Annotated in this window: 22 protein-coding genes; 10 read left to right on the top strand and 12 right to left on the bottom strand. The window is 55.0% G+C overall.

Annotated features, from left to right (window positions below):
- Nucleotides 1-67 precede the first annotated feature (67 nt).
- Together gatD and gatE are read left to right on the top strand one after the other, a co-directional pair.
- Nucleotides 68-1387, top strand: coding sequence for a Glu-tRNA(Gln) amidotransferase subunit GatD (gene gatD / locus ACZ5M3_RS11460; protein WP_464839654.1), 1320 nt, complete (start codon nt 68-70; stop codon nt 1385-1387).
- A complete protein-coding gene (gene gatE / locus ACZ5M3_RS11455; RefSeq protein ID WP_464839653.1) occupies nt 1387-3276 on the top strand; it encodes a Glu-tRNA(Gln) amidotransferase subunit GatE in 1890 nt (629 codons plus the stop codon). The genes gatD and gatE overlap by 1 nt, the downstream gene beginning before the upstream one ends.
- A gap of 17 nt (nt 3277-3293) precedes the next feature.
- Here gatE and ACZ5M3_RS11450 read toward each other — a convergent pair whose 3' ends face one another.
- Nucleotides 3294-3977, bottom strand: coding sequence for a hypothetical protein (locus ACZ5M3_RS11450; RefSeq protein ID WP_464839652.1), 684 nt, complete (start codon nt 3975-3977; stop codon nt 3294-3296).
- 431 nt (nt 3978-4408) lie between these two features.
- Between ACZ5M3_RS11450 and ACZ5M3_RS11445 the strand changes: the two genes are divergently transcribed.
- Nucleotides 4409-4843 (top strand): hypothetical protein, encoded by a 435-nt coding sequence (locus ACZ5M3_RS11445; protein WP_464839651.1) that lies wholly within the window; start codon nt 4409-4411, stop codon nt 4841-4843.
- Nucleotides 4844-4931: 88 nt separating this feature from the next.
- Here the strand turns inward: ACZ5M3_RS11445 and hmgA are convergent, their stop codons facing one another.
- Complete coding sequence (gene hmgA / locus ACZ5M3_RS11440) at nt 4932-6158, bottom strand: hydroxymethylglutaryl-CoA reductase (NADPH) (protein WP_464839650.1); 1227 nt, start codon at nt 6156-6158, stop codon at nt 4932-4934.
- Nucleotides 6159-6175: 17 nt separating this feature from the next.
- Nucleotides 6176-6919: a MinD/ParA family ATP-binding protein gene (locus ACZ5M3_RS11435; RefSeq protein ID WP_464839649.1), complete on the bottom strand. Its 744-nt coding sequence runs from the start codon at nt 6917-6919 to the stop codon at nt 6176-6178.
- A 151-nt stretch (nt 6920-7070) separates the two neighbouring features.
- Here ACZ5M3_RS11435 and tdh point away from each other — a divergent pair, with 151 nt between their 5' ends.
- The 4 genes from tdh to truA all read left to right on the top strand — a co-directional run bounded on the left by tdh (nt 7071) and on the right by truA (nt 12477).
- Complete coding sequence (gene tdh, locus ACZ5M3_RS11430) at nt 7071-8123, top strand: L-threonine 3-dehydrogenase (RefSeq protein WP_464840942.1); 1053 nt, start codon at nt 7071-7073, stop codon at nt 8121-8123.
- Between the two features lie 70 nt (nt 8124-8193).
- Nucleotides 8194-9699 carry a phenylalanine--tRNA ligase subunit alpha gene (pheS, locus tag ACZ5M3_RS11425; RefSeq protein WP_464839648.1) on the top strand — a complete coding sequence of 502 codons (1506 nt, stop codon included), beginning with the start codon at nt 8194-8196 and terminating at the stop codon, nt 9697-9699.
- A gap of 10 nt (nt 9700-9709) precedes the next feature.
- Nucleotides 9710-11431, top strand: coding sequence for a phenylalanine--tRNA ligase subunit beta (gene pheT / locus ACZ5M3_RS11420; RefSeq protein ID WP_464840941.1), 1722 nt, complete (start codon nt 9710-9712; stop codon nt 11429-11431).
- A 242-nt stretch (nt 11432-11673) separates the two neighbouring features.
- Complete coding sequence (gene truA / locus ACZ5M3_RS11415; RefSeq protein ID WP_464839647.1) at nt 11674-12477, top strand: tRNA pseudouridine(38-40) synthase TruA; 804 nt, start codon at nt 11674-11676, stop codon at nt 12475-12477.
- Here the strand turns inward: truA and ACZ5M3_RS11410 are convergent.
- Nucleotides 12424-13818, bottom strand: coding sequence for a DEAD/DEAH box helicase (locus ACZ5M3_RS11410; RefSeq protein WP_464840940.1), 1395 nt, complete (start codon nt 13816-13818; stop codon nt 12424-12426). The two genes, truA and ACZ5M3_RS11410, sit on opposite strands and share 54 nt — an antisense overlap.
- A 73-nt stretch (nt 13819-13891) precedes the next feature.
- On the opposite strand from ACZ5M3_RS11410, the gene ACZ5M3_RS11405 reads away from it, so the two are divergent.
- Nucleotides 13892-15157 (top strand): UbiD family decarboxylase, encoded by a 1266-nt coding sequence (locus ACZ5M3_RS11405; protein WP_464839646.1) that lies wholly within the window; start codon nt 13892-13894, stop codon nt 15155-15157.
- An 11-nt stretch (nt 15158-15168) separates the two neighbouring features.
- Here the strand turns inward: ACZ5M3_RS11405 and ACZ5M3_RS11400 are convergent, their stop codons facing one another.
- The 5 genes from ACZ5M3_RS11400 to ACZ5M3_RS11380 all read right to left on the bottom strand — a co-directional run bounded on the left by ACZ5M3_RS11400 (nt 15169) and on the right by ACZ5M3_RS11380 (nt 19617).
- Nucleotides 15169-15735, bottom strand: coding sequence for a hypothetical protein (locus ACZ5M3_RS11400; protein ID WP_464839645.1), 567 nt, complete (start codon nt 15733-15735; stop codon nt 15169-15171).
- Between the two features lie 96 nt (nt 15736-15831).
- On the bottom strand, nt 15832-16749 hold the full coding sequence (locus ACZ5M3_RS11395; protein ID WP_464840939.1) for an ABC transporter ATP-binding protein: 918 nt from the start codon (nt 16747-16749) through the stop codon (nt 15832-15834).
- Between the two features lie 5 nt (nt 16750-16754).
- Nucleotides 16755-17624, bottom strand: a complete 870-nt coding sequence (locus tag ACZ5M3_RS11390) for an ABC transporter permease subunit (protein WP_464839644.1) — start codon at nt 17622-17624, stop codon at nt 16755-16757.
- 231 nt (nt 17625-17855) lie between these two features.
- A complete protein-coding gene (locus ACZ5M3_RS11385) occupies nt 17856-18647 on the bottom strand; it encodes an N-glycosylase/DNA lyase (RefSeq protein WP_464840938.1) in 792 nt (263 codons plus the stop codon).
- A gap of 1 nt (nt 18648) precedes the next feature.
- On the bottom strand, nt 18649-19617 hold the full coding sequence (locus tag ACZ5M3_RS11380; RefSeq protein ID WP_464840937.1) for a beta-ribofuranosylaminobenzene 5'-phosphate synthase family protein: 969 nt from the start codon (nt 19615-19617) through the stop codon (nt 18649-18651).
- A gap of 69 nt (nt 19618-19686) precedes the next feature.
- Between ACZ5M3_RS11380 and folP the strand changes: the two genes are divergently transcribed.
- Nucleotides 19687-20505 (top strand): dihydropteroate synthase, encoded by an 819-nt coding sequence (gene folP / locus ACZ5M3_RS11375; protein ID WP_464840936.1) that lies wholly within the window; start codon nt 19687-19689, stop codon nt 20503-20505.
- On the opposite strand, the gene ACZ5M3_RS11370 is transcribed toward folP, so the two are convergent.
- From ACZ5M3_RS11370 to sppA, 3 genes are read right to left on the bottom strand one after another with little or no spacing between them, the layout of a single operon-like run.
- Entirely contained in the window at nt 20483-21478 is a 996-nt protein-coding gene (locus ACZ5M3_RS11370; protein ID WP_464839643.1) for an AI-2E family transporter, read from the bottom strand. The two genes, folP and ACZ5M3_RS11370, sit on opposite strands and share 23 nt — an antisense overlap.
- Entirely contained in the window at nt 21468-21950 is a 483-nt protein-coding gene (locus tag ACZ5M3_RS11365) for a PH1570 family protein (RefSeq protein WP_464839642.1), read from the bottom strand. The genes ACZ5M3_RS11370 and ACZ5M3_RS11365 overlap by 11 nt, the downstream gene beginning before the upstream one ends.
- A 5-nt stretch (nt 21951-21955) precedes the next feature.
- Nucleotides 21956-22963, bottom strand: coding sequence for a signal peptide peptidase SppA (gene sppA / locus ACZ5M3_RS11360; RefSeq protein ID WP_464839641.1), 1008 nt, complete (start codon nt 22961-22963; stop codon nt 21956-21958).
- Nucleotides 22964-23057: 94 nt separating this feature from the next.
- Here sppA and ACZ5M3_RS11355 point away from each other — a divergent pair, with 94 nt between their 5' ends.
- On the top strand, nt 23058-23864 hold the full coding sequence (locus ACZ5M3_RS11355; protein WP_297092067.1) for a sugar phosphate isomerase/epimerase family protein: 807 nt from the start codon (nt 23058-23060) through the stop codon (nt 23862-23864).
- Nucleotides 23865-24013: the final 149 nt, after the last annotated feature.

Genomic DNA, 24013 nt, shown 5'->3' with positions numbered 1-24013 from the left:
TTTTGTCACCTGTCCAGCCCGAAGGTTTATATTGGATTGGAACCAGTATTGGCCGGAGGGAGAGAGTATGCGCAAAGTCGAGAGGTTTATGAAGGATAAGAATCTAGAAGTCGGGGATTACGTCCGGATAATCGAAAAGGAGAACGGAAACACGAGTGTCTATGAGGGTATCGTTATGAACCCCTACGAGCTCTCCAGCGGCGAAACCCTCACGCTGAAGCTCGACAATGGGTACAACATCGGAATACTCGTTGACCAGATAGTGTCGGTTGAAATCATCGAGAAGGCTGCCCCCAAGGAAGAGCTCCAGTTCGAGGAGGTCTTCCCCAAGAGGCCAGGACTCCCCAGCGTTGCAATAATAGGAACGGGTGGAACTATAGCAAGCAGGATTGACTACAAGACCGGCGCCGTCCATGCGGCCTTCACAGCTGAGGAGCTCGCCAAAGCCGTTCCGGAGATATTTGACATAGCAAACATAACGCCAAAGCTGCTCTTCAACATAATGAGCGAGGACATGCGCCCGGAGTACTGGGTCAAGATAGCCCACGAGGTTGCCAGAATGCTGAACAACGGTGAAGACGGCGTAGTCATAGCCCACGGGACTGACACGATGGCCTACACCGCCTCGGCGCTCAGCTTCATGCTCCGCGACCTGGGCAAGCCGGTTATTCTAGTCGGCTCCCAGAGGAGCTCCGACAGACCGAGCAGCGATGCTGCCATGAACCTGATATGCTCGGTGAGGATGGCCACTGCCGACTTCGGAGAGGTCGCTATCGTCATGCACGGCGAGACCGGTGACACCTACTGCCTGGCCCACCGCGGAACCAAGGCCAGAAAGATGCACACGAGCCGGCGTGATGCCTTCCGGAGCATAAACGACATTCCCCTCGCGAAGGTATGGCCGGGAGGTAAAATCGAGTTCCTCAGGAACGACTACAGGAGGAGAACCGAGAGCGAGGTCTGGGTGGACGACGAGATGGAGGAGCGCGTAGCCCTCGTTAAAGCGTTCCCGGGAATCCAGCCGGAGGTCATAGACTTCTTCGTCGACAGGGACTACAAGGGAATCGTCATCGAGGGTACTGGACTGGGTCACGTCCCAACGTACCTCATAGACTCGATAAACCGCGCCACGGAGGAGGGCCTCACCGTCTGCATGACCAGCCAGTGCCTCTACGGCAGGGTGAACCTCAACGTCTACTCCACCGGCAGGAGGCTCCTTAAGGCAGGCGTCATACCGTGCGAGGACATGCTCCCCGAGACAGCGTACGTCAAGCTCATGTGGGTTCTTGGTCACACTGACGACCCGAAGGAAGTCCGCGAAATGATGCTGACCAGCTATGCCGGCGAGATAACGCCCTACACCAGGTTTGACACTTTCCTGAGGTGATGATGATGGCGTACGATTACGAGAAGCTCGGTCTCAAGGTTGGCCTTGAAATCCACAGACAGCTGGATACAAAAAAGCTGTTCTCACCCGCCCCAAGTGAGTTCAGAGACGAGGTTGACTTTACCTTCCAGCGCAGGCTCAGGCCGACCATAAGCGAGCTCGGTGAGGTTGACCCGGCAGCGCTTGAGGAATTCAAGAAGGGGAGGACGTACATCTACGAGGGCAACTACGAGCTTACGGATCTCGTTTATATGGACGAGGAGCCTCCCCACATGCCGGACGAAGAGGCGCTGAAGGTCTCACTCCAGATAAGCTACCTCCTAAACGCCACTCCCGTTGACGAGGTTCACTTCATGCGCAAGATAGTCATCGACGGCTCAAATGTCTCCGGCTTCCAGAGAACGGCGATAATAGCCATGAACGGAAAGGTCGACACCCCCTGGGGAAGTGTCGGCATCCCCACGATCTGTCTGGAGGAGGACGCGTGCCGTATCGTCGAGAGGCTGGGTAAAGAGGTGGTATACCGTCTCGACCGCCTTGGAATCCCGCTCGTTGAGATAGCAACGACGCCGGACATACACCACCCGGAACAGGCGAAGGTCGTCGCCAAGTACATAGGCGATGCGCTGAGGGCAACGAGGAAGGTCAAGCGCGGCCTTGGAACCATCAGGCAAGACCTGAACGTCTCCATTAAGGGCGGTGCAAGGGTTGAAATCAAGGGTGTGCAGGAGCTGGACATGATTCCGGTCATAATCGAGCGCGAGATCGAGAGACAGCTCAACCTGATCGAAATCAGAGACGAGCTCAAAAGGAGGGGGGTCACTCCTGAGGACATAACGGAAGAGTTCCACGACGTCACGGACATCTTCGAAAACACCGGCTCGAGGATAATAGCGAGAGCCATAGAGAGGGGCGGAAAGGTTCTGGCGATAAAGCTCCCCAAGTTCCGCGGCCTGATCGGAAGGGAGATACAGCCCGGAAGGAGACTCGGCACGGAAATGGCCGACAGAGCCAAGAAGTACGTGAAGGGCATATTCCATATCGACGAACTTCCGAACTATGGAATTACCGAAGAGGATGTCAGGGCAATCGTCGAGAGGCTCGGCCTGGGGGAAGACGACGCCTTCGTTCTCGTTGCCGCCGAGGAGGAGACCGCAAAAAACGCCCTCCGCGAGGTCCTCCAGCGGGCGAGGGAAGCCATAGAGGGCGTTCCCGAAGAGACTAGGAGAGCCCTGCCGGACGGAAACACCCAGTACATGCGCCCCTTGCCCGGAAAGGCGAGGATGTACCCCGAGACAGACATACCTCCAATACTGATAACGGATGAGATGAAGGAGGAAATACTGGCGAATCTGCCAGAGCTCCCGCAGGAGCGCGTTGAACGCTACGTGAAGGAGTACAGGATAGACAGGAGCCTTGCGGAAACCCTCGTCAACGACGAGCGCGACGAGCTCTTCGAGGAGCTGGTGGCTAAGGGCATCAAACCGTCCCTAGCGGCTTCGGTACTCGTGGTAGTCCTCAAGGGACTAAAGAAAGAAGTGCCAGTGGAGAACATCACAGACGAGCACATAAGGGAAGCCTTTGACTTGTACCTCAACGGGAAGATAGCCAAGGAGGCATTCGAGGATATATTCAAGGAGCTGGCTAAGAGCCCGGAGAAGACCGCGAAGCAGGTCGCCGAAGAAAAGAACCTAACTCTCCTCAGCGAGGAGGAGGTCGAGAGGATAATAGACCGGGTCATTCAGGAGAACATGGACGTCATAAATGCCAAGGGGATGGGCGCAATGGGAATGATAATGGGAAGGGCTATGGCAAGGCTCCGCGGAAGGGCGGATGGAAAGCTTGTCAGCTCGCTCGTGAGGAAAAAGATTCAGGAGGCCACCTCCTGAGGCCCTTCTTCTTTCCATTAAACCCCCAGGAACTTGCGAACTTTGAATTTCAGATAGCCAAAAAACGCACTGTTGAGGTATGAGTCTGTCGAGTGGGCGAAAAGCGTTCTTGCTATCCTGTGGTCTTTGAAGTGGAGAAACGCAAGCTCCCGGAGATTCTTCTTATCGAACAGCAGAATAGTATTGGCAAGTACTCGGGCGCCAAAAGCGTCCAGGGGGTCATAACGTACCCTGGCAAGCTTTCGGGGAGCCCCCAGTTTAATCCTACGGTAGTTTCTGGCGATTATCTCGTCGATGAGCGTGAAGGTACCCTTTCTGAACCCAGCGGGGTGGTCTTTGATCTCGATCTTCGTGGGCTGCACAACCTTATCGAGCACGTAATATTCCGGGAACAGCTTTTCGCGGATCTTAACCAGTTCAAGAAGGTTGAAGAGCGCCATCAGATACGTCTCGATAACGGTTTCCGGCGTTATGTCCAGATAGTAGAGCTCGTCGAGAAGGACCCTTTTTCCCTCCGGACACTCCATCCGCAGAAGCCTTGTCCCATGGGAATCAACGATGTAGAGGCCGCTATCGATGAGAAAGCTCTTGTACGTGGGGGACTGAATAACCACGTCCTCAAACAGCAGTTCAAACAGCTTCGAAGTCGAGCTTACAACAATCGATTTGCAGGTGTGTCCGTCCATTTCAACCGGGATCATTGGAGACTCCCCAACATGTATTGGAGAATCTCCTAAATTAACTTTTCTTGACCCCATGTCAGAAAATTAGCAAAAATATCAACAAAAATGAGCAATATGGGATTAAAAATCCAGAAGGAGTTACAAAGAAGGCGCATTATAATACAGCTTCCCATCCCACAAAGCGGTTGAACAGGGGTGAGAGTTTTAAACTCTGAAGAGTATTCAGTACGATGGGCATCGCGGGGAGATTCAGGTCGGTGTTCCGTGTATGGAATGCACAGATGAAGTCCGTCAAGTATATGCAGGTTAGATGCGGCGTTCTTTCCGAATGCATAAAGTGGACTGAGAGACGTCTCAACTCCCTGGGACTGCAATACACCCTTCTTATAGATCCAGACCCGTATACTCTGACTGCAGTTGCAGAAGCTTTTTATGAAAGGGGTAAATTTTTGGGAGTACTGGAGCTGAAGGACGAGCTGAGCCGTGCGTTCTATCTGATTGAGTCGAACGTCCCGATAAACCTCAAGGACATTCCCGGGCTGGAGTTCACCCTGACCTTCAGGGTGCGGAAAAAGGAAGGGTTAGCCGCACTTCTGAGGATCCTACATGAGGGAAGGGTCGGCGGGATGAGACACAAACACCGCTCCACGCTGAACTTCCTAACCAGCTTCTTCGGGAGCCTCATCATATCAACAGTGATAGATCTCGAAAGCTACCTGGCTCAGCTCATCGTTATGCTCGTTCTGACGACCCTTCTGTTCCTGATACTTGACTATCCGTTCTCCCTGCTCTACTTTAAGGGCGTAGAAGTTGTTTCCAGCAGGAATCGCGAGGAGAAGATTCTAATAGTCAAAATAAAAGGGCCGAAGGAGAGAAGCGTTTAATGGGAGAGCACACATTATCCAAAAATCCAGACTCAGATAAGGACAGTACCAGAACAATCCCGAACATAGAAAAGTAAAAAAACTAGATTTAGCGTCCCAGCTCGGCGTGGGCCTTTGCCAGGTGCTTCGCCGCTATTGCCGCCAGAAGGGATAGTTCTCCGGCGAGAACCGCACCGGCTATTATCTCAGCGAACTTCCTGGCGTTTGTCCCGGGAGGGTCTCCTCCACCGGCGACACCCATTATGCTCAGCGCCTCCCTCTGGGTCGGAACGCGCGTTCCCCCGCCGACGGTTCCTATCTCAAGACTCGGCATGGTTATGCTTATGTAGAGGTCGCCCTCTGGCGTTACTTCAGCCAGGGTTATTCCGTGGGAGCCCTCGGTGATCTGCGCCTCGTCCTGGCCGGTGGCGAGGAATATCGCCCCGACTATGTTGGCAAAGTGGGCGTTAAAGCCGTAGCTCCCGGCCTGAGCCGAGCCGACGAGGTTCTTCCTGTAGTTGACCTCGGCTATGAGCTCCGGCGTGGTCTTAAGCTTTTTCTCGACTATCCCCCTCGGGATGACAGCCTCGGCTATAACCGTCTTTCCGCGGCCGTTGATGAAGTTCATGGCGTTGGGCTTCTTGTCGACGCAGAGGTTGCCGGAGAGGGCGAGGTACTTCACGTCAGGGAACTCCTCCTCGATGACCTTCATTATCTCTTCGCTCGATATCGTCACCATGTTCATGCCCATTGCATCGCCGGTCTCGAACTCGAAGCGGAGGTAGAGGTTGTTGCCGACGATGTAGGGCTTAACGTCGCGCAGCTTTCCGTGTCTGGTGACTTTGCTGACCGCCTTTTGCTGGAGGTAGTCGATGTTGGCCTTAACCCACTCGGCAACCTCTCTGGCCCTCCTTGCGTCTGGGCACTTGAGGAGAGGCGCACGGGTCATCTTGTCACCTATTATGGTCGTCTTGACACCTCCTGCGGCGGTGAGCGCCGAACAGCCGCGGTTGACGCTTGCAACGAGCGCTCCCTCCGTTGTGGCGAGTGGAATGTAGAATTCGCCCTTCGCGTACTCGCCGTTGATCCTGAGCGGCCCCGCAACGCCCATCGGTATCTGGACGACGCCTATCATGTTCTCGATGTTCTTGCCTATCAACCTGTTTGGGTCAATGGAATAGTGGCCGATGTTCTCAAGGCTGACGCCGAGCTTCTTTTCAAGCGCCTTTCTCCTTATTTCAGTGGCTAGTTTCTTATCGCCGTCTGTGTATTTTTCAACCTGGTGGAGCTTTATCTCTCCACTGGCTACCTTATCCACAAGCTCTTCCACGTTCATAGCGACACCTCCAGAAATCAGCTGAATATCCATTCCTCAAGTATCTCCCCCGTTTCGCGAAGGGCTATCGCCGCATCGCTTTCGGGAAGGTATTTGATTATGGGAACGCCCTCGTTTATGGACTCGGGGACGTTATAATCGAAGGGAACCCATCCAATGACAGGAACGTCAAGGTCGCTTTCCACCGCGTTCACTATTTTCTCAACGACATCACCGGATTCCCTCACCTTGTTCAGTATGACGCCGATGTTGAGGTTGTACCTCTCACCCAGAACCTTCAGCTTTTCAATCTCGTTTTTTACCATGGTCTCGAAGGAATATATCGGCGAGCGCTCAATTTCAACGACAATCAGCTGGTAGTTGGCGACCTCAAATGTTGGAAGGGTGTCAAAGGGTATGCCCGTCGGGGAATCCACAAAAACTACGCCAAACTTGTATTTGACCCTCTCCAGTATGTCAACAAGCCTTTTGGGTGATATCCCAAGGACATCCTGGAGCTGGGTGCTCCCGGGCATGACATGGACTCCTGTCTGGGGATGCTTGTATATTGCCCATTCGGGGTCAATATCGGGGTTTCTCAGGAGGGAGTGGAGGGTGTACTTCACAGTATCGAGGGCAAAGTGAAAGCCCAGATTAGGGAGGTAAAGGTCACCGTCAATCGCCAGAACACGGTATTCTCTCATCGCGAGGTACGTACTGAGATTTGCGGTCATCGTGGTCTTTCCAGCGCCGCCCCTCCCTGTCACCACTATCAGTGCCATCGTTAAACCCCCTTATCAAGTGGAAATACTCAAAAGAGGATATAAGGTTTCCGATGGGCATGGGAAACACCCCCTACCGCACCTACGGCCGCAAAAGGTTTATATCGTCCCCCATTCAGATTTTCATTGTAAGGTTAAGGAGATGATTGCCATGGCCGAGAAGATGCCCGCTATTGTAAAAACCAAGCCCGCTTACGGTGCTGAGCTCGTTGAGGTTGACGTTCCAAAGCCCGGGCCCGGGGAAGTTCTCATCAAGGTTCTTGCAACGAGTATCTGCGGGACTGACCTCCACATCTACGAGTGGAACGAGTGGGCCCAGAGCAGGATCAGGACTCCCCAGATCATGGGGCATGAAGTGGCGGGTGAGGTCATCGAGGTCGGACCCGGCGTTGACACCCTTGAGGTCGGCGATTACATAAGCGCTGAAACCCACATCGTCTGCGGCAAGTGCTACGCCTGCAGGCACAACCGGTACCACGTCTGCCAGAACACCAAGATATTTGGGGTCGATATGGACGGTGTCTTTGCCGAATATGCAATAGTGCCCGCCCAGAACGCCTGGAGGAATCCTAAGGGCATGAAGCCCGAATACGCCACCCTCCAGGAGCCCCTTGGCAATGCGGTTGATACGGTTTTGGCCGGCCCGATAGCCGGGATGAGCACCCTCATAACCGGCGCCGGGCCACTCGGATTGCTTGGAATAGCGGTCGCCAAGGCGGCGGGGGCATACCCCGTTATCGTGAGCGAACCGAGCGAGTTCAGGAGGAAGCTGGCCAAAAAAGTCGGAGCGGACTACGTGGTCAACCCCTTTGAGGAGGACCCGGTCAAGTTCGTGATGGACGTGACCGATGGGGCTGGTGTAGAAGTCTTCCTTGAGTTCAGCGGGGCGCCAAAGGCACTTGAACAGGGCCTCAAGGCCACCACCCCCGGAGGAAGGGTCTCCCTGCTCGGCCTCTTCCCGCGCGATGTCACCTTTGACATGAACAACCTCGTGATATTCAAGGCCCTTGAGGTTCACGGCATAACGGGCAGGCACCTCTGGGAGACCTGGTACACGGTCTCGAGCCTGATCCAGAGCGGCAAGCTCAACCTTGACCCGATAATCACCCACAAGTACAGGGGCTTTGATGAGTTCGAGGAAGCCTTCGAGCTTATGAGGGCAGGCAAGACCGGGAAGGTCGTCTTCTTCCCGCACAAGGGCTGATTGTTTCTCCATTTCTTTCACCGCAATTTTTAAGTAACTCTTCTCAAACTCAACCCAGGGAGGTGGCCCTATGGAGCTAAGCTATCAGGAAAAACTCACTCTCATAAAGCTCAACGAGGTTAAGAAGGTCAAATTCGAAGAGCTCGTCGAGAGAACCGGCCTTGATCAGGTAGCTGTTATGCGCTCTGTCCTTGGACTTCAGAGCAAGGGACTGGCGAGGCTTCAGGAAAAGAGCGAAAGGATAGCGAAGCTGACCGAAACCGGAAAAAAGTATGCCCAGATCGGCCTTCCGGAGTGGCGGGCTCTTGCGGTTCTGAGGGAGAAGGGGAGGGCAACCCTGGACGACCTCAGGAGCGTCCTCAGTGAAGACGAGCTCAAACCGATAGTCGGCCTTCTGAGAAAGGAAAACTGGGCGTCCGTGAGGAAGGAAGACGGAAAGCTCGTTCTTGAGATCACTGAGAAGGGAATGAACGCGGGCGAGAGACCGATTGACATGGCACTCAAGCTCCTTGCCGAGAAGAAGGTCGTCCCCCTGGACAAGATTGAGAAACTGGTTCCTGCCAAGGAACTCAAGAGAAGAAGGATAGCCGAGGAAGACACCGCGACCGAGAGGTTCGTGGAGATCACCGCCGCGGGAGAGGAGCTCGTAAAGAGGGGCATCGAGCTGAAGGAGAAGGTCTCCACCCTCACCCCGGAGCTGATAAAGTCCGGCAGATGGAGGGAAGTTGAGTTCAAGCGCTTCAACATCCATGCCCCTGTCAGGAAACTGTACCCCGGCAAGAAGCAGCCGTACAGGGCATTCCTCGACAAGCTGAGGAGAAGGCTCATCGAGATGGGCTTCATCGAGATGACCGTTGACAGCCTCATAGAGACCCAGTTCTGGAACTTCGACGCGCTCTTCCAGCCCCAGAACCACCCGGCAAGGGACTGGACGGACACGTATCAGCTCAAATACCCGAAGAGCGGCCACCTGCCTGCGGAGGGGCTCGTCGCCAGGGTTAAAGCCGCCCACGAGCACGGCGGGGACACCGGCTCCAGAGGCTGGGGCTACGTCTGGTCGCCGGAGAGGGCAATGCTGCTGATGCCGCGCGCCCACGGAACAGCACTGGATGCGAGGCAGCTCGCAAGGGGCGTCGAGATACCGGGCAAGTACTTCACCATTCAGCGCGTCTTCCGTCCCGACGTTCTGGACAGGACTCACCTCATAGAGTTCAATCAGATCGACGGCTTCGTCGTTGGAGAGGATTTGACCTTCAAGCACCTCCTTGGGATACTCAAGCGCTTCGCCGTTGAGATAGCCGGGGCCAAGAAGGTCAAGTTCCTGCCCGACTACTATCCATTCACAGAGCCGAGCGTCCAGATGAGCGCGTATCATCCGGAACTCGGATGGGTGGAGTTCGGTGGTGCAGGCATATTCAGGGAAGAAATGACGAGGGCTCTTGGCATAGATGTCCCGGTCATAGCGTGGGGAATAGGGATAGACAGGCTTGCCATGTTCAAGCTCGGAATAGACGACATCCGCTACCTTTTCAGCTACGACCTGCGCTGGCTGAGGGAGGCAAGGCTCGTCTGGTGAGGTGATGGAAATGCCAAAGTTCGACGTTTCCAAGGCTGACCTCGAGAGGCTGGTTGGAAAGACCTTCACCGTTGAGGAGTGGGAAGACCTCTTCCTCTACGCTAAATGCGAGCTGGACGACGTCTGGGAGGAGGACGGTGAAATCTACTTCAAGGCCGACTCAAAGGACACCAACAGGCCCGACCTCTGGAGCGCCGAGGGCATAGCGAGGCAGATTAGGTTTGCCCTCGGCCTGGAGAAGGGCCTGCCGAAATATGAAGTTGAAAAGAGCGACGTCACTGTCTATGTTGACGAAAAACTGAAGGAAATCCGCCCCTATGGTGTTTACGCAATAGTCGAGGGACTGAGCCTTGACGAAGAGGCTCTCAAGCAGATGATCAACCTTCAGGAGAAGGTGGCGCTGACCTTTGGGAGGCGAAGAAGGGAGGTAGCGATTGGCATCTTTGACTTTGACAGGGTGAAGCCGCCGATATACTACCGCGCAGCAGAGAAGACCGAAAAGTTCGTCCCGCTGGGCTTCGAGGAGGAGCTGACGCTGGAGGAGATCCTTGAAAAACACGAGAAGGGGAAGGAGTACGGCCACCTCATCAAGGACAGGCCCTACTACCCGCTCCTCGTTGACAGCGAGGGCAAAGTTCTCTCAATGCCCCCGGTTATAAACTCCGAGATAACCGGCAGGGTGACCACCGAGACGAAGAACGTCTTCGTTGACGTTACCGGCTGGGATTTGGAGAAGATAACCCTTGCCCTGAACGTGGTGGTTACTGCCCTGGCGGAGCGCGGGGGGAAGATTAAGAGCGTCAAGGTTGTCTACAAGGACTTTGAGATTGAAACACCCGACCTGACTCCAAAACCCTTCGAGGTCGAGCTGGACTACATCAAAAGGCTCACCGGCCTGGAGCTGGACGACGAGGACATCAAGAACCTCCTGGAGCGCATGATGTATCAGGTCGAACTCACCGACGGAAAGGCGAAGCTCCTCTATCCGGCCTTCCGCAATGACATAATGCACGCAAGGGACGTCCTTGAGGATGTCCTCATAGCCTACGGCTACAACGAGATCGAGCCGGAGGAGCCAGAGCTAGCCGTGCAGGGCAGGGGGGACAAGTTCGTCGAGTTCGAAGACGCCGTCAGGGAGCTGATGGTAGGGTTCGGCCTGCAGGAGGTTATGACCTTCAACCTCACCAACAGGGAGGCGCAGTATTCAAAGATGAACATCCCCTGCGGAGAGCAGGTGGAATGCGGTGACTACTTCACACATCCGCCTGGGGAGCTCGTTGAGATAGAGAACCCTATAAGCCCCAAGTGGTCTGCCCTGAGGGTCTGGCTCATACCGAGCCTGCTTGACTTCCTGAGCCAGAACACCCACGAGGAGTACCCGCAGAGAATTTTTGAGGTCGGAAAGGTCACCCTGATCGACGAGAGCAGGGAAACGAAGACGGTGAGCGAGAGCAAGCTGGTCGTCGCCCTTGCTCACCCGCGTGTGACCTTTACGGAGGCCAAAGAGATACTGGAAAGCGTCATGCGCCACCTCGGCTTTGAGTACGGGCTGGAAGAGACCGAACACCCGAGTTTCATTCCCGGCAGGGCCGGAAAAATAGTCGTCGGGGGCAGGGTTGTCGGAGTCATCGGGGAAATCCACCCGGCAGTCCTGGAAAACTGGGGAATAGAAATGCCTGTGGCGGCCTTTGAACTGTTTTTGGGGCCGCTCTACAGAGAACCCTACCTTTAATCCCTTTTTTCCAGGCTCTTCTTAAGCAGAGTGTACATTATTTCAAAGTTCGTGACGTTTGTGAGCACCTCAAGGTCAACTATCTCTGCCATAATATCACCCCACATATGCCTAGAAAGCGTTGTTTATCAATTTTTCCAGAAGTTCATTGAATCATGTTCAAAACGTTGGTTTGCATTTGTAAAATAACCTGTCGTTCCGTCGGGAAAAGGCATTTATACCCTCCATCGGATTCAACAACCATGCGGGTGGCCCTCAGGATAGCGTACGACGGCACGGCATTTTACGGCTTCCAGAGACAGCCGAACGTGAGAACCGTCGAGGGGGAGCTCCTCAGGGTTCTCTCAAGGCTCGGGATAATAAGGGACGCTGAGAGCTCGAACTTCAGGGGTGCCTCCAGAACGGACAGGGGCGTCTCCGCGTTCTTCAACGTTGTTGCCTTTGACGTCGAGAGCCGGCCCGACCTGGTGAGGGGGGAGGTTCTCAACCACCACCTAAGGGATGTCTGGGTTCTCGGCGTTGCTGAGGTACCCCGGGATTTCCACCCACGCTTCTGGGCAAGGTCAAAGACCTACAGGTACTACCTGGTTGATGAGGGCTTTGAGGAGGGGCCCATGAGGAAATGCGCCTCCCTCTTCGTGGGGAGGCATGACTTTTCGGCATTTTCAAGGCTGGAACCGGGGAAAGACCCAGTGAGGGAGCTGACCCGAGTTGAGGTGAGAAAGAGACACGGCTACTACGTCGTGGAACTTGAGGGGAAAAGCTTCCTCTGGGAAATGGCTAGGAGGATAGTGAGCGCCATCAGATTCTGCGGTCTCGGCCTCATGGAACCGGAAGAGGTTGAAAGGATGCTCGCCGGCGATTACAAGAAAAAAGTACCACCGGCCGCCCCGGAGGGCCTGATACTCTGGCACATAGCATACAGCGGCGTGGAGTTTCAGGGCGATGAGAGGGGTATTGGCAGGGCGAAGAGGGATCTGTTCGAGCGCTACTCACGAGCGCTTACGAGAGCGGCCCTTTTTGGAGACGTTCTCCTCAAGCTTTGAAGCCATTTCCCTGTCGTAGTACCTGCCGTAATACTGCTTGAGGGCCTTCTGTCTCTCGATGAAGTGGGTGAAGAGCAGGGGGTCATCGTCCTGAATATCAACAATGACGGCCTTCATCCCCTTCTTTGGCCTCAGGGCACGGCCTATGGTCTGGATTGTCATTATATCACTCTTTCCTCCCCCAGCCAGGATTATCGCGGATATCTCGGGTATGTCAACGCCCTCCTTGAGGAGCGTGGAGACGAGAACCGGTATGCGCCCTTCCTTAAAGTCCTCCAGGATGCCCCACCTGTCGGGGCTCTGAGAGCTTAGGAACTCGGCTTTTATCCCCTCCTTTTCGAGCATTTCCTTTAGGATTTTGCCATGCTCTATGCGCTTGACGTCTATGAGAACGCGGTGGCCTTTTCTGGCCAGTTCGACGGCTTTTCGCACTATCGCCATGTTCCTTTCGTCGTTGTTCATTATCATGTCCTCGTAAAGCTCCTTGTAGCGCTCGCTGAACGAGGGCATCTTTGACTCGTAGGTTATTATCTCAAAACGGGGCCTCGCAAGGAACTTCTCCTTTATCAGGTCTTCAGCCTTGACCTCGAATATGGTCGGACCGACAACCGCCTCTATCTTTATCTCCTCACCGCGAACGCGCCTCCACGGGGTCGCCGAGAGTCCGAAGCGATAGACCTGGGGAAGGCTGAGACCCAGTCTGTAGAACTTCTCGGCGGCAGAAGTCCTGTGGCACTCATCAAACATCACTATCGCATACTCGTTCTGGAGCTTATCCGCTCCCCTTGAAAGGAGGGTCTGTATCATGGCAACGGTCACTGCCCTCTCATCCCACTTGTTGTCCCCAACTATACCCGGCTCGACACCCAGAACTTCCTCCACCTTCTCCGCCCACTGATAGAGGAGCTCCTTGGTGTGAACCACTATCAGCGCAGAGAGGTCAAGCTCGTGGATGATACGCAGGCCGACAACGGTCTTTCCGCTTCCTACCGGAAGGGAGAGAACCCCCATCTTATCTTTCAGGGCTTTTTTTATCGCCCTCTCCTGATACCTGCGCATAACATAGTCCTCGTTCCATGTGGAGTTGAGCTTTACACCCCTGACCTGCCGTTCGTCCCTGACCCTCACCCGATAGCCCTTAGAATTGAGGAACTTCTTGACCCTTGGAAGAACACCCACGGGAAACGTCCTCTCATAGGGGTCGTAGAGGCTCTCGGGCTTCTCCCACTTCCCAAAGTCCTTCTTGTAGCTCAGCAACTCATATATCCTGAAGTAAACCTGAGGATCAGCTTTCTCGACTTTCACCAGTGCCGAACCATCCGGAATTCGAAGGACTACCATAGGCATGACCAATCACCGGGAGTTTGGAAAAAGGCTTTATAGACCTTTTGGAACACCCCTCTAAGGTGGTGAAATGCTGAGGGAAATCATCGAGCGTTTTGAGGATACCGTAATTGTGGAGGAACCCGTGAGCAAGGAGCTTGAGATAACCCGGTATCTCGTGAAGTACCGCGATAGGCCGGTTCTCTTCAGAAACGTGGACGGCTGGATGGTTGCGGGGAACATCTGGAGCACTAGGGAGAGGATAGCGGGCTACCTTGGGACTGAAAGGGAGAAACTCCTGCACTTTATAGCGGATGCCATGGAAAACCCCGAACCCGTCAGGACGGTCGAGAGTGCACCGTTCACGGCAAACTCAACTGCAGACTTTTCTCTCCGTGAGCTCCCGATTCCAAAATACTATCCCCGCGACGGGGGACAGTACTTTACCTCCGCCATGGTCATAGCCAAGGACGAGGAAGGCTTTGTCAACATGTCCTTCCACAGGATGATGGTCATTGACGATAAAAGAGCCGCCATAAGGCTCGTTCCGAGGCACCTGTACGCCATGTGGAAGGAGAAGGCGGAGAGAGGGGAGGAGCTGGACGTCAGGATAGTCGTCGGGAATCCAATACACCTCCTAATCGCCGGTGCGACGAGCGTTGCCTACGGAACGAGCGAGCTTGAAATAGCGTCCAAAATGAGCAGAATGGCCTTTGGAAAGCCCCTCAATGTTTTCGACCTCGGTGGAATCCCCGTCCCAGTTGAGACGGAGTTCGTCTTCGAGGCCAAGATACTTCCAGAACTCACAGATGAAGGGCCCTTCGTTGACATAACTGGAACCTATGACTACGTGAGAAAACAGCCGGTGGTGGTCTTTGAACGCATGCATCACGTTGACGAACCCGTTTTTCACGCCCTCCTTCCCGGCGGCTACGAGCACTACATGCTGATGGGACTTCCCAAGGAGCCGCAGATTTACGCGAGCGTTAAGAGGGTCGTGCCCAGGGTTCACGGTGTGAGGCTTACCGAAGGCGGTGCGATGTGGCTCCACGCCGTTGTCAGCATAACCAAACAGCACGACGGGGATGGGAAGAACGCCATCCTGGCGGCATTCGCTGGTCATCCCAGTCTAAAGCACGTGATCATCGTTGACGAAGATATCAACATCTACGACGACAGGGACGTTGAATGGGCGATAGCGACGCGCTTCCAGGCGGACAGAGACCTGGTGATCATTCCCAACGCCCGGGGCAGTTCCCTCGACCCCTCGGCGGAGAAGAGCCTAACTGCCAAGTGGGGAATTGACGCGACCAAGCCGCTGGAAAGGAAAGGGGAGTTCGAAAGGGCTGAAGTTTGATTTTTATCTCTTCACCCCACCGCTTCCCCCAGCCTGTAGAGGAGTTCGAGCCTCTCTATCAGATGCCACAGCGTCAGAAAACTGGCCGCCGTGGAGAGGAAGGGGTTCAGGGGATAGAGCGGCGTCATCAGGGCGAAGACGATATAGCCCAGGAAGAACGCGGAGAGTGTGTAAGCAACCTTTCCAGTTCCAAGCCTGTACGCGGCGTAGATGCCCGCAATGGCTATGGGTATTTCCCAAGGGACGAGGATGAACTTCCCCCAGAGGTGCCAGCCGAGCCTTGGGAGACCGTACCAGACGCCGTTTTGAAAGAAGGGGATGCCCCCGGTGAATGTATCGGCCAGCAGATGAAGTCCGTTTCCGATGATCCCCAGGGGGCCAAACGGGAGGACGTAGAGGAACGAAACCCATCCATGGTTGAAGAAGGTCCTTGTGAAGTCCCCCGTGGCGAGCAGCATCTGGATGAAGCTGTAGTCTGGGGCGGAGTTCGCCACAACAAATACCGTCAGGAGCCTTTTGTTCCAGCCTCTCCAAGCGCCTATAATGTAGGCAACGAAAATGTGCATGGGAAGAAGCATCGGACTCACCTTTAGGTAATCCGAAATTTTGTCGAACAACCTAAAAAGATTTTGGTTCGAATTCTGAATAATGTGTGGGGAAAACAGGAAAAGGATTCACTCCACCATCTTGAGGAAGATTTCTTCAAGGCTCGGAGCCTTTATCTGCATTGTGAGCACCTTGGCCCCCTGAGCAGCGACAAAGTCATGGACCTGCTCCCTGATGTCCTCCTGCGCCACTATGCGGTACTTTTTCTCACCGAGCGGTGTGACCTTCCACCCGACTCCGGTGAAGTCAACGGGGACGTTTGTTTCGAGGACTATGGTATATCCGGCCTTCCTGAGGAACTCCCTCTTGATGTTGTCGAGGTTGTCTTCCACGCGGAGCTTGCCCCTGACTATGACACCAACGGTATCGCATATCTCCTCGACGTGGGCCAGTATGTGGCTTGAGAAGAAAACCGTTTTTCCGGCCTTCTTCTGTTCCCTGATGATGTTCTTGAACTCCGCTATTCCCGTCGGATCGAGACCCGTCATCGGCTCGTCCAGGATAAGAAGCTCGGGGTCGTTGATGAGGGCCTGGGCAAGGAGGAGACGCTGCCTCATTCCCTTCGAGAACTTGCCGACCTTCCTGTTCCTGTCCTCCCAGAGGTTAACGAGTTCGAGGAGCTCCCTAACGCGCTTCTCCCGCTCGGCCTTGGGGATCCCGAAGGAGTCGGCGATTATCTCAAGGGTCTGGACGGGTGTAAGGAAATCCCAGAGGGTAGCGTGCTCGGGCATGTAGCCTATGCGTTTTTTGGCCTCGACGAGGTTCCCCTCATTGAACTTGCCGTCGGCAAAGACCTCAAGGTCAAAGAGCTGAATTCTCCCTTCCTGGGGGAATATAAGGCCCAGCGTGCTGAGGATGGTGGTGCTCTTTCCTGCCCCGTTGGGCCCGAGGAAGCCGTACACCTGGCCGGGCTTGACCTCAAGGTTCAGACCGTCGAGGGCGCGCACCTCCCTGTAAACCTTAACGAGATTTTCAATTTTTATCATCGCCATCACCTCAGATCCATGCGGAGGAAGCGATAGAAGCCGATTCCCAGATACACCAGCGTGAGTCCAACGAGTATCCCGAAGTTAGTTAGGTTGTTCCTGATCGCGTACGCCATACCGCGGTACTCTGCAGTGACGTTGGAGAAGCCCCCGGGAGTTCCCGTCAGGGTTCCCACGTCCCTCGTTATGATGCCCACCTGAGACGTTGGAACGTAGAACAGATACTTCGTGGTGTACTCCTTCTGGAGCTGCAGCATATCCTGGTCGGGGTTGTTCACGGTGTCCCTGATAACGAGGTAACTCACGATGTTCGGCATTATGAGGAACATCACGAAGGCTAGCACCAGGGCCGCTCCGAGGGCTGAGCTGGAGGACTTAATGACCGTGGAGATGATGTAGCCCAGAGCAACGAGCTGAATCATCGCCAGAAGGAGCAGCATGTTGAGCAGCAGAACGTCGACAACGAGCTGACCGCTTAGGGGTGCTCCGAGGTACACCACGCCCAGCACGCCGACGAGGGTCGAGATCAGGAGCGCCATGAGCAGAACGGCCGAGTGTGCAAGGAACTTCCCGCCGATGTAGCTGAGGCGCTTTATCGGCTTGCTCATGGCAACGCGCAGCGTTCCCTTCTCTATTTCACTGTTTATCGCCGTGGCGCCCATCAGGAGGGCAAGGATTCCTATGAAGAAGCCGGCCATTCCGGTAACGAACTGTATCAGGAACGTCATTGCACCTTCAACGGTGAAGTCCTCAATCCCCGAGCTCTTCATTATGTAGAAGACCGGGATGTAGAGGAGTATCATGATCCCCAGTATCAGCCAGAGCTTCTTAGTTCGAAGGCTCTGCTTAAACTCAAGCTGAAATCCCCAAAGCATGCACATACCCCCTTATTGAGATGTTGGAGTGAACCCTCTCACTCGAACTACAACTAACATAAGAAGTATAAAAATTTTGTCCATCCAGTTGGAGCCGTGTGGCATCCACGCCGTTGCCAAGCAAAGCCCCATAGGCAGTTATAAGAGTCCCAGACATACCTTTCACCCCGATGCATCGGACTTCGAGGTATTATTGGCGTCAGGATATTTAAGCCTTTTGGGTTGGCGGCCTCAAAGGGAGGCCAGCTTCAAAACGTCCTTCCATACCGGACAGTGCTCCTTTAACCTCCTGAGAACTTCCTCATCCCCCCCCAGAACGGGCCAGAGTATGGAATCTATGTGGAGGGGCGGAATCCCGGTTTCCCCCGCAATTCTGTTCCAGAAGACCACCGGCGGCTCGTTTGTGAACCTCTTGGTGTAGGCGTTTATCCTCACGTCGTCGGGTATCTCGATGGCCATTGGATACGGCACGAACTCCCGGAAGGCTATCCTGCCCGCGTAGCCGAACATCTTGACGGCGAACACTACCGTCTTGGCGCTTCTCTTCGAGCCAAGAGTCTTCGCAAGCTCATCGCGCAGGCGCTCCATGCCGCTGAAGTAGTAGTTCCTCAGACGGTCGAGCGATAGTGAGAGGAGGAAGGGCTCAACCCTTTCCAGTCTCTTAACCTTCCCCACAACAAGCCTCCTGTTGGTTCTGGAGTTCGGCAGAAAGCGGGAGTATGCTTCCGAGATGCTCTCCCCGGGCGGATTTTCCGAAAAGTACCTTGAGAACTCCCACCACCACCGCTCGCCCTTTGCCGTCAGCTGATAGCTCACGAGGGAGTTCGCTATGACCAGCTTGATGAACAGTTCATCGTCTCTCAGACTGCCGTGGAGGTTTTGGAGTGCATCGAACTGGAGGTCAACCCTCTCCTCGATGGTTCTGGCGCAGTCGATGCCAAGTCCGCTTAGAATACCCCTGAGAACCTCGACCTTTTCCTCGCTGACCTTGTATCTTACCCTGATGAACCTGTCCAGAGTCAACCTAACCACCCACGGATTTTATCAGCCTCTCAAGGAAAGCGCTCTCACCTATTACCTCCGCCCCTGTGTTGTTCGGAAGGCCAAGCTCGACCCTCGCCCTTATCCCGTGCTCCCGCAGGTAGTCGTGGGTCTCGCCGCTGAGCCTCTGGAAGTCCCGCCTGAGTATCAGCCCGTAGACGGTTGGCCCCCAGGAGCTCTGGCCGTGGCCGTAGGTCTTCTCTGCCAGAAAGTCGAGTATAAGCCTCACATCCTCCCTGAACTCGCCGCCCTGGTACGGCTCGAAGTGCTTCCCCACGAGCCTCTGTATCGCGGAGAGGTGCTCCCCGAAGGTTCTTATGTCCCTCTCCTTGAGTGCAGGAAGGAGGCCGAGCAGAATTCTGTGGCTTATCTCCATAGCGACGTCCGCCCTTCCAACGACCCCAGCCATCACGGGCTTTTCCTCCTCCTCGTCAAGGCCCGGTTTCAGCTCCGGAATAACCAGGAGAAAAGCCCACTCCTCCGGAAAGTCCGCGCGGAATATCAGGGGAGGGATACCCTCCTTGACGCCGCCGTCTATAACGAAACCGCCGTAGGCGAAGGAGTAGATTCCGGCGCCACCGTTCCTCCCCCTCCCAAGAACCCCCGCCAGCGCCTCAACCGAGGCGTTCAGGTTTTTGAGCCTCGCTATCCCCCTCGCGACCGCCAGACTGAGCTGGGTCGTGGAGCCGAGGCCGACGTGTCGGGGAATGGCCTTCCTAACCTCGACGATGTAGTTGACCCCTGTCTCGTAGGTGGAGTTCATCCTCTTTATGACGAACTCGATGGTTTTTCTGTCCTCACCCTCAGCGATTATCTCCATGGTCTCGCCCTCAACGATTTTGACCTCGTAGCCGCCCTCCAGGGCAACGCCGAGGCTCCCAAAGCGCCTTCCAAAGGTGGCCGAGGGATCGATGAGACCCAGATGAAGCCTCCTCGGAGTGCGGATTATCACGGACACCACCAGAACTGTAGGGGCAAAAGTCCTTTTATACTCAGCGGCTATTTTTAGGCGGTGAAGACCATGAAGTTCGCTGGAGTTGACCTGAGTGAGCCGAGGATAATGGGAGTCATCAACGTTTCGCCGGAGAGCTTCTACAAGGGAAGCGTCAGGAACGACGAGGACAGACTGATTGAGACCGCTGTGAAGATGGTGGAGGAAGGAGCTTCCTTCATCGACATCGGCGCCAAATCGACCGCCCCGTATCTTGAGACCCAGATTCCTGTCGAGGAAGAGATCAGAAGGGCGGTCTGGGCGATTGAGACCATCCGCGATCACGTCGATGTGCCCATAAGCATAGACACCACCAGCGCAAGGGTGGCCGAAGAGGCTCTCAAAGCCGGCGCCGACATTATAAACGACGTTACCGGCCTGAAGGGGGACCCGAGGATGGCAGAGATCGCGGCTGAATACAGCTCTCCGACGGTAGTCTGCGCCCACGGCGAGGTGAGAAACCTCAGCGACCCGGTTCACACGGTCATAGACTTCCTGCAGGAGAGCCTCGTGATAGCCGAAAAGCACGGTGTCGAGGATGTTGCGGTTGACCCTGCCATAGGCTTCCTCCGCCCCGAGTGGCCGCCCTGGTACGAGTGGGACTCAAAGGTCATAGCCAGCCTTGATGTGCTCAAAATCTTCGGAAAGCCCATCCTCGTTGGAATATCGAGGAAATCCTTCATCGGGGCGATAACTGGAAGGAAAGATCCCGCGGAGAGACTGCCCGGGAGCTTATCCGCAACGGCGATAGCCGTCCTAAAGGGGGCGCACATCGTCAGGACGCACGACGTCAGGGAAACCCTCGACGCGGTCAGGGTCGCCGGCTTCATCCGGCGCTTCTCCCCTTGACCTCCTTCCATTCTTCGACGAGCGTGGCCAGCAGAGAAAGCGCCACGGGGCCGATTATGATACCGACGAATCCAAAGGCCAGGTAGCCGCCGAAGATTCCAACGAGCGAAATGAGGGCATTGACGCCCTTCTCCCTCGTCCCCAGCCTGGGCCTCAGGAGCACATCGGGGAGGGGTGAGATAAAGACGATTCCGTAGAGGGCAAAGACGAAAGCCCCAACAACGTTGCCGCTGTTGAGCATGTAAACCGCCCCGGCGAGCCAGACAACCCAGCCCCCGAAAACTGGAAGGAGCTCAAAGATAACGGTGAAAATTCCAGCGGCTATCGCCCCTCCAGGTTTGGCCAGACCGAAGAGAATGAAACCACCGGCGGTGAAGACGCCCTTGAGGATGCTGATGGCCAGCCAGCCGCGGAGAAGGCTGTGAAGCGTCTCGCCAGCCTTCTCAAGGAGTTTTATTGCCAGCTCCCTGTTCTCCGGGGGAAGGAGTGAGTACACCTCCTGTCTTATGGTCCTGGCGTTTATGAGCATGCCGTAGAAGGCAAAGACCATGACTATCGCCTGGAGGGAGAGCTTGGGCAGTGAATAGGTGTAGCCGAGAACGTACTCCTCAAAGCGCTTCGGGATGTCCTCCGCAAGCCTCTGGAGGAGCTCATAGACTGCACTGGGGAGGTTCCAGGTGAGAAGCCACTCGAAGAAGGCGTTGATGTAGTACGCGAGCGAGCTCTTGACGTCATTTATCCAGAGGGCAAAGCCGATTATGAAGAGGAAGGTTACCACGGTGAGGATCGCGGTCATGATGAACGCCGAGGCCCTGTTGCCCGTTTTCTTTGTCAGCCTTTCGTGGAGGGGGTAGAGGATGTAGGCGAGCGTCACCGCGAGGATGATGGGAGAAAGGATGGGACTAACCGTCTCCCATACGAGGTAAAGAACTATGAGCGAAACTGCGATCCAGATTCCCGCCTCAAGCTCCATCCAGCATCCCCAGATACTTGAGTATGAGCTCCCTTGCGGAAGGCTTGTTGAAGACTATAAGGACGTTTCTGCCCTCATCAAGGACGAAGTTCTTCCCAAGGGCTAATAAACCTTTCTTGAGCCTGTGTATCTCCGCCTTCTCGAAGTCTATGCCAGCCCTGACTTCCTCGGGTGCCCCCGTATCCCCCAGGGCTTTCTCCAGCCTGTTGAGGACGCTCTGGTTGAGGAACGTTATTGGGTTGGGCCTGAACTCTTCAGTGACAACTTCGCTTCCATCCATGTAGACTCCCCAAAAATCCTTGGCGCACTCGAAGGGATAAACGTAGTCCTCGCCATAGTCTGGGAGGTAGAGCTCCCTGATCACTGCAAGGAGAAGCCTCCTGGCGTCATTCCCGTAGAACTCAACCCTGAGGTTGAACTTCCCATCCTCAAACCCGTTCTCAAACACCTCAAGCTTCTCCTCGCAGAGCATCACCCTCACCCCGTCCTTACGTACGCGCTAACGTACCTCGGGTCGAGGAGCAGGGCAGTGCTCCCGAATATGCCGAAGTCAGAGGGGGTAGAGCCTTTGTAGATGACTATCCTCGGGTTGGTGACATTAAGGATATTCTCAAGCACGCCAACCGCGTAGTCCAGGTCGCCGGTCTCGTCAACCAGGCTCCCGGTAACGTTCATGGCAAACCACGTTCTCCCCGTGGCGTATTCCTTCGTCTCGTTGATGCTCATGCCCCTGCCGCTGCTCACGGCCTGCAGGAAGCCCTGGAAGTACGTATCGACCATTTCGGTTATCATGGCCTTCTCCTCGTCGGTGAGGCCGCGCCATTCGGAGCCCATATCCTTGTATGGGCCCGTCTTGAAGACCTCGACCTTTATTCCATTCGACTCGTAGTTCTGCTGGAGGTTGTAGTGGACGTAGATGACGCCGATGCTCCCCACCTCGGCGAGTGGGTCCGCTATTATTTTCTCAGCCCCAGCGGCTATATAGTAGCCTCCCGAGGCGGCTATTCCACCCGTGTAGGCAACTACTGGCTTTAACAGGTTGAGCTTCCGGACCGTGGAGTATATCTCCCTCACCGGGCCAACGTAGCCTCCGGGGCTCTCTATCCAGAGGACAACACCTGCTATGGAGTCGTTCTTGGCTATTTCCCTTAGGGTGCGGATCACGCTGAGTGCAGTGTAGTCGTCTATGAGGCCGAAAATGGGGACTATGGCTATAGTGGCGTTGCCCTCGGGCATATTCTGTCCTCTGAGCTGGGCCTTTAGAAAATCAATCTGTTTCTGGAGCTCGTCTATCTGGAGCTGGTAGGCCGCTGAATTGCAGCTCACATTGGAGGGGCCCTGGACTATCACCGTTGTAGTCACGTTTTCAGGCTTATAACCCCTCAGCTCGGAGTTCTGCATGTAGAGCAGGACGACTGCCACGCTCGATGCCGCGAGAAGGAGTATGAGAACCGCAGCGATGTACTTCCAAATGTTCTCTCTCATTCACTCACCCACCTATATCTCCCGCCCAAACTTTTAAACCCTGCCCCTCGGTAAGCTTTTATATCCAGCGCTCAACTCTTGTGTAGGTGGTAGCATGGAGATAGGCGTAACGATTTACCCGCACTTCGTCACCAAGGACAAAACCCTCGCATCCGTTCTGGCCGACGTCAAAATAAAGAACTACGATTTCGTCTCGATATTCCCGCACACCCTCGGGCTCATAATGAACGGGACGGTGATAGAGAAGAAGCTCCGGAACATCGAAACAACGCTCCGCGGCGTCGGCATCGAGTACATAATCAGGATGCCAACATCGGTGAACCTCCGCGACCACATCTACTACACCAGGCACTTCCGCGTTGCAAGGGCGATCGCAGACGTTGCCATAAAGCTCGGCGCAAAGGTCATCGTGATGCAGAGCGGGAGGACCGGAAGGCTCGACCTTGAGATAGAGGCTATCCAGCAGCTCGCCGACATGGTGGCTCCATTTAACATCAAGATAGCCCTCGAAAACACTTTCAGCGTCAAGGACACGCTCTACGTGGTTGACAACGTCGAGAGGGAGAACGTCGGCTTCGCCCTTGACGTGGCTCACGCTTTCCTCAGCGCCCAGGGGGATGCGGACAAACTGCTTGAAGACGTCAAGCTCGGAACAGAGAAGACGGTAATACTCATGATACACGACAACTTCGGAAAGCTCTTCCCACAGGTCGAACCGGAAGATGCCCTTGCCTACGGTGTCGGCGACCTTCACCTCCTGCCTGGAGAGGGAGGAATTCCCTTTGGAAAGGTCCTCAAGCTCTTCGGAGACGTTCCGCTCCTCCTTAAGGTCAAGGACCCAGAAAAGTTCGCAAAGGTCCCGACTAAGCAGGGGCTTATAGAGCTGCTGACGAGCCTGTGATTTTCCGTTTTTTGTGCACTACTTTTAGTAGTGTGCAAAATTTGAATAGAAAAATCTTTTAAGTTCTAACTTTGGTTAGTACCTCGGTGAAATCTGGATGAGGAAGGCAGTAGGAGTGCTGATGATAACCCTCCTGTGGGGCAGTACCC

The sequence above is a fragment of the Thermococcus coalescens genome (genome assembly GCF_055392585.1).
The sequence above is the reverse complement of the archived record's forward strand: the minus strand, read 5'-3'. Positions and strand labels throughout refer to the sequence as shown.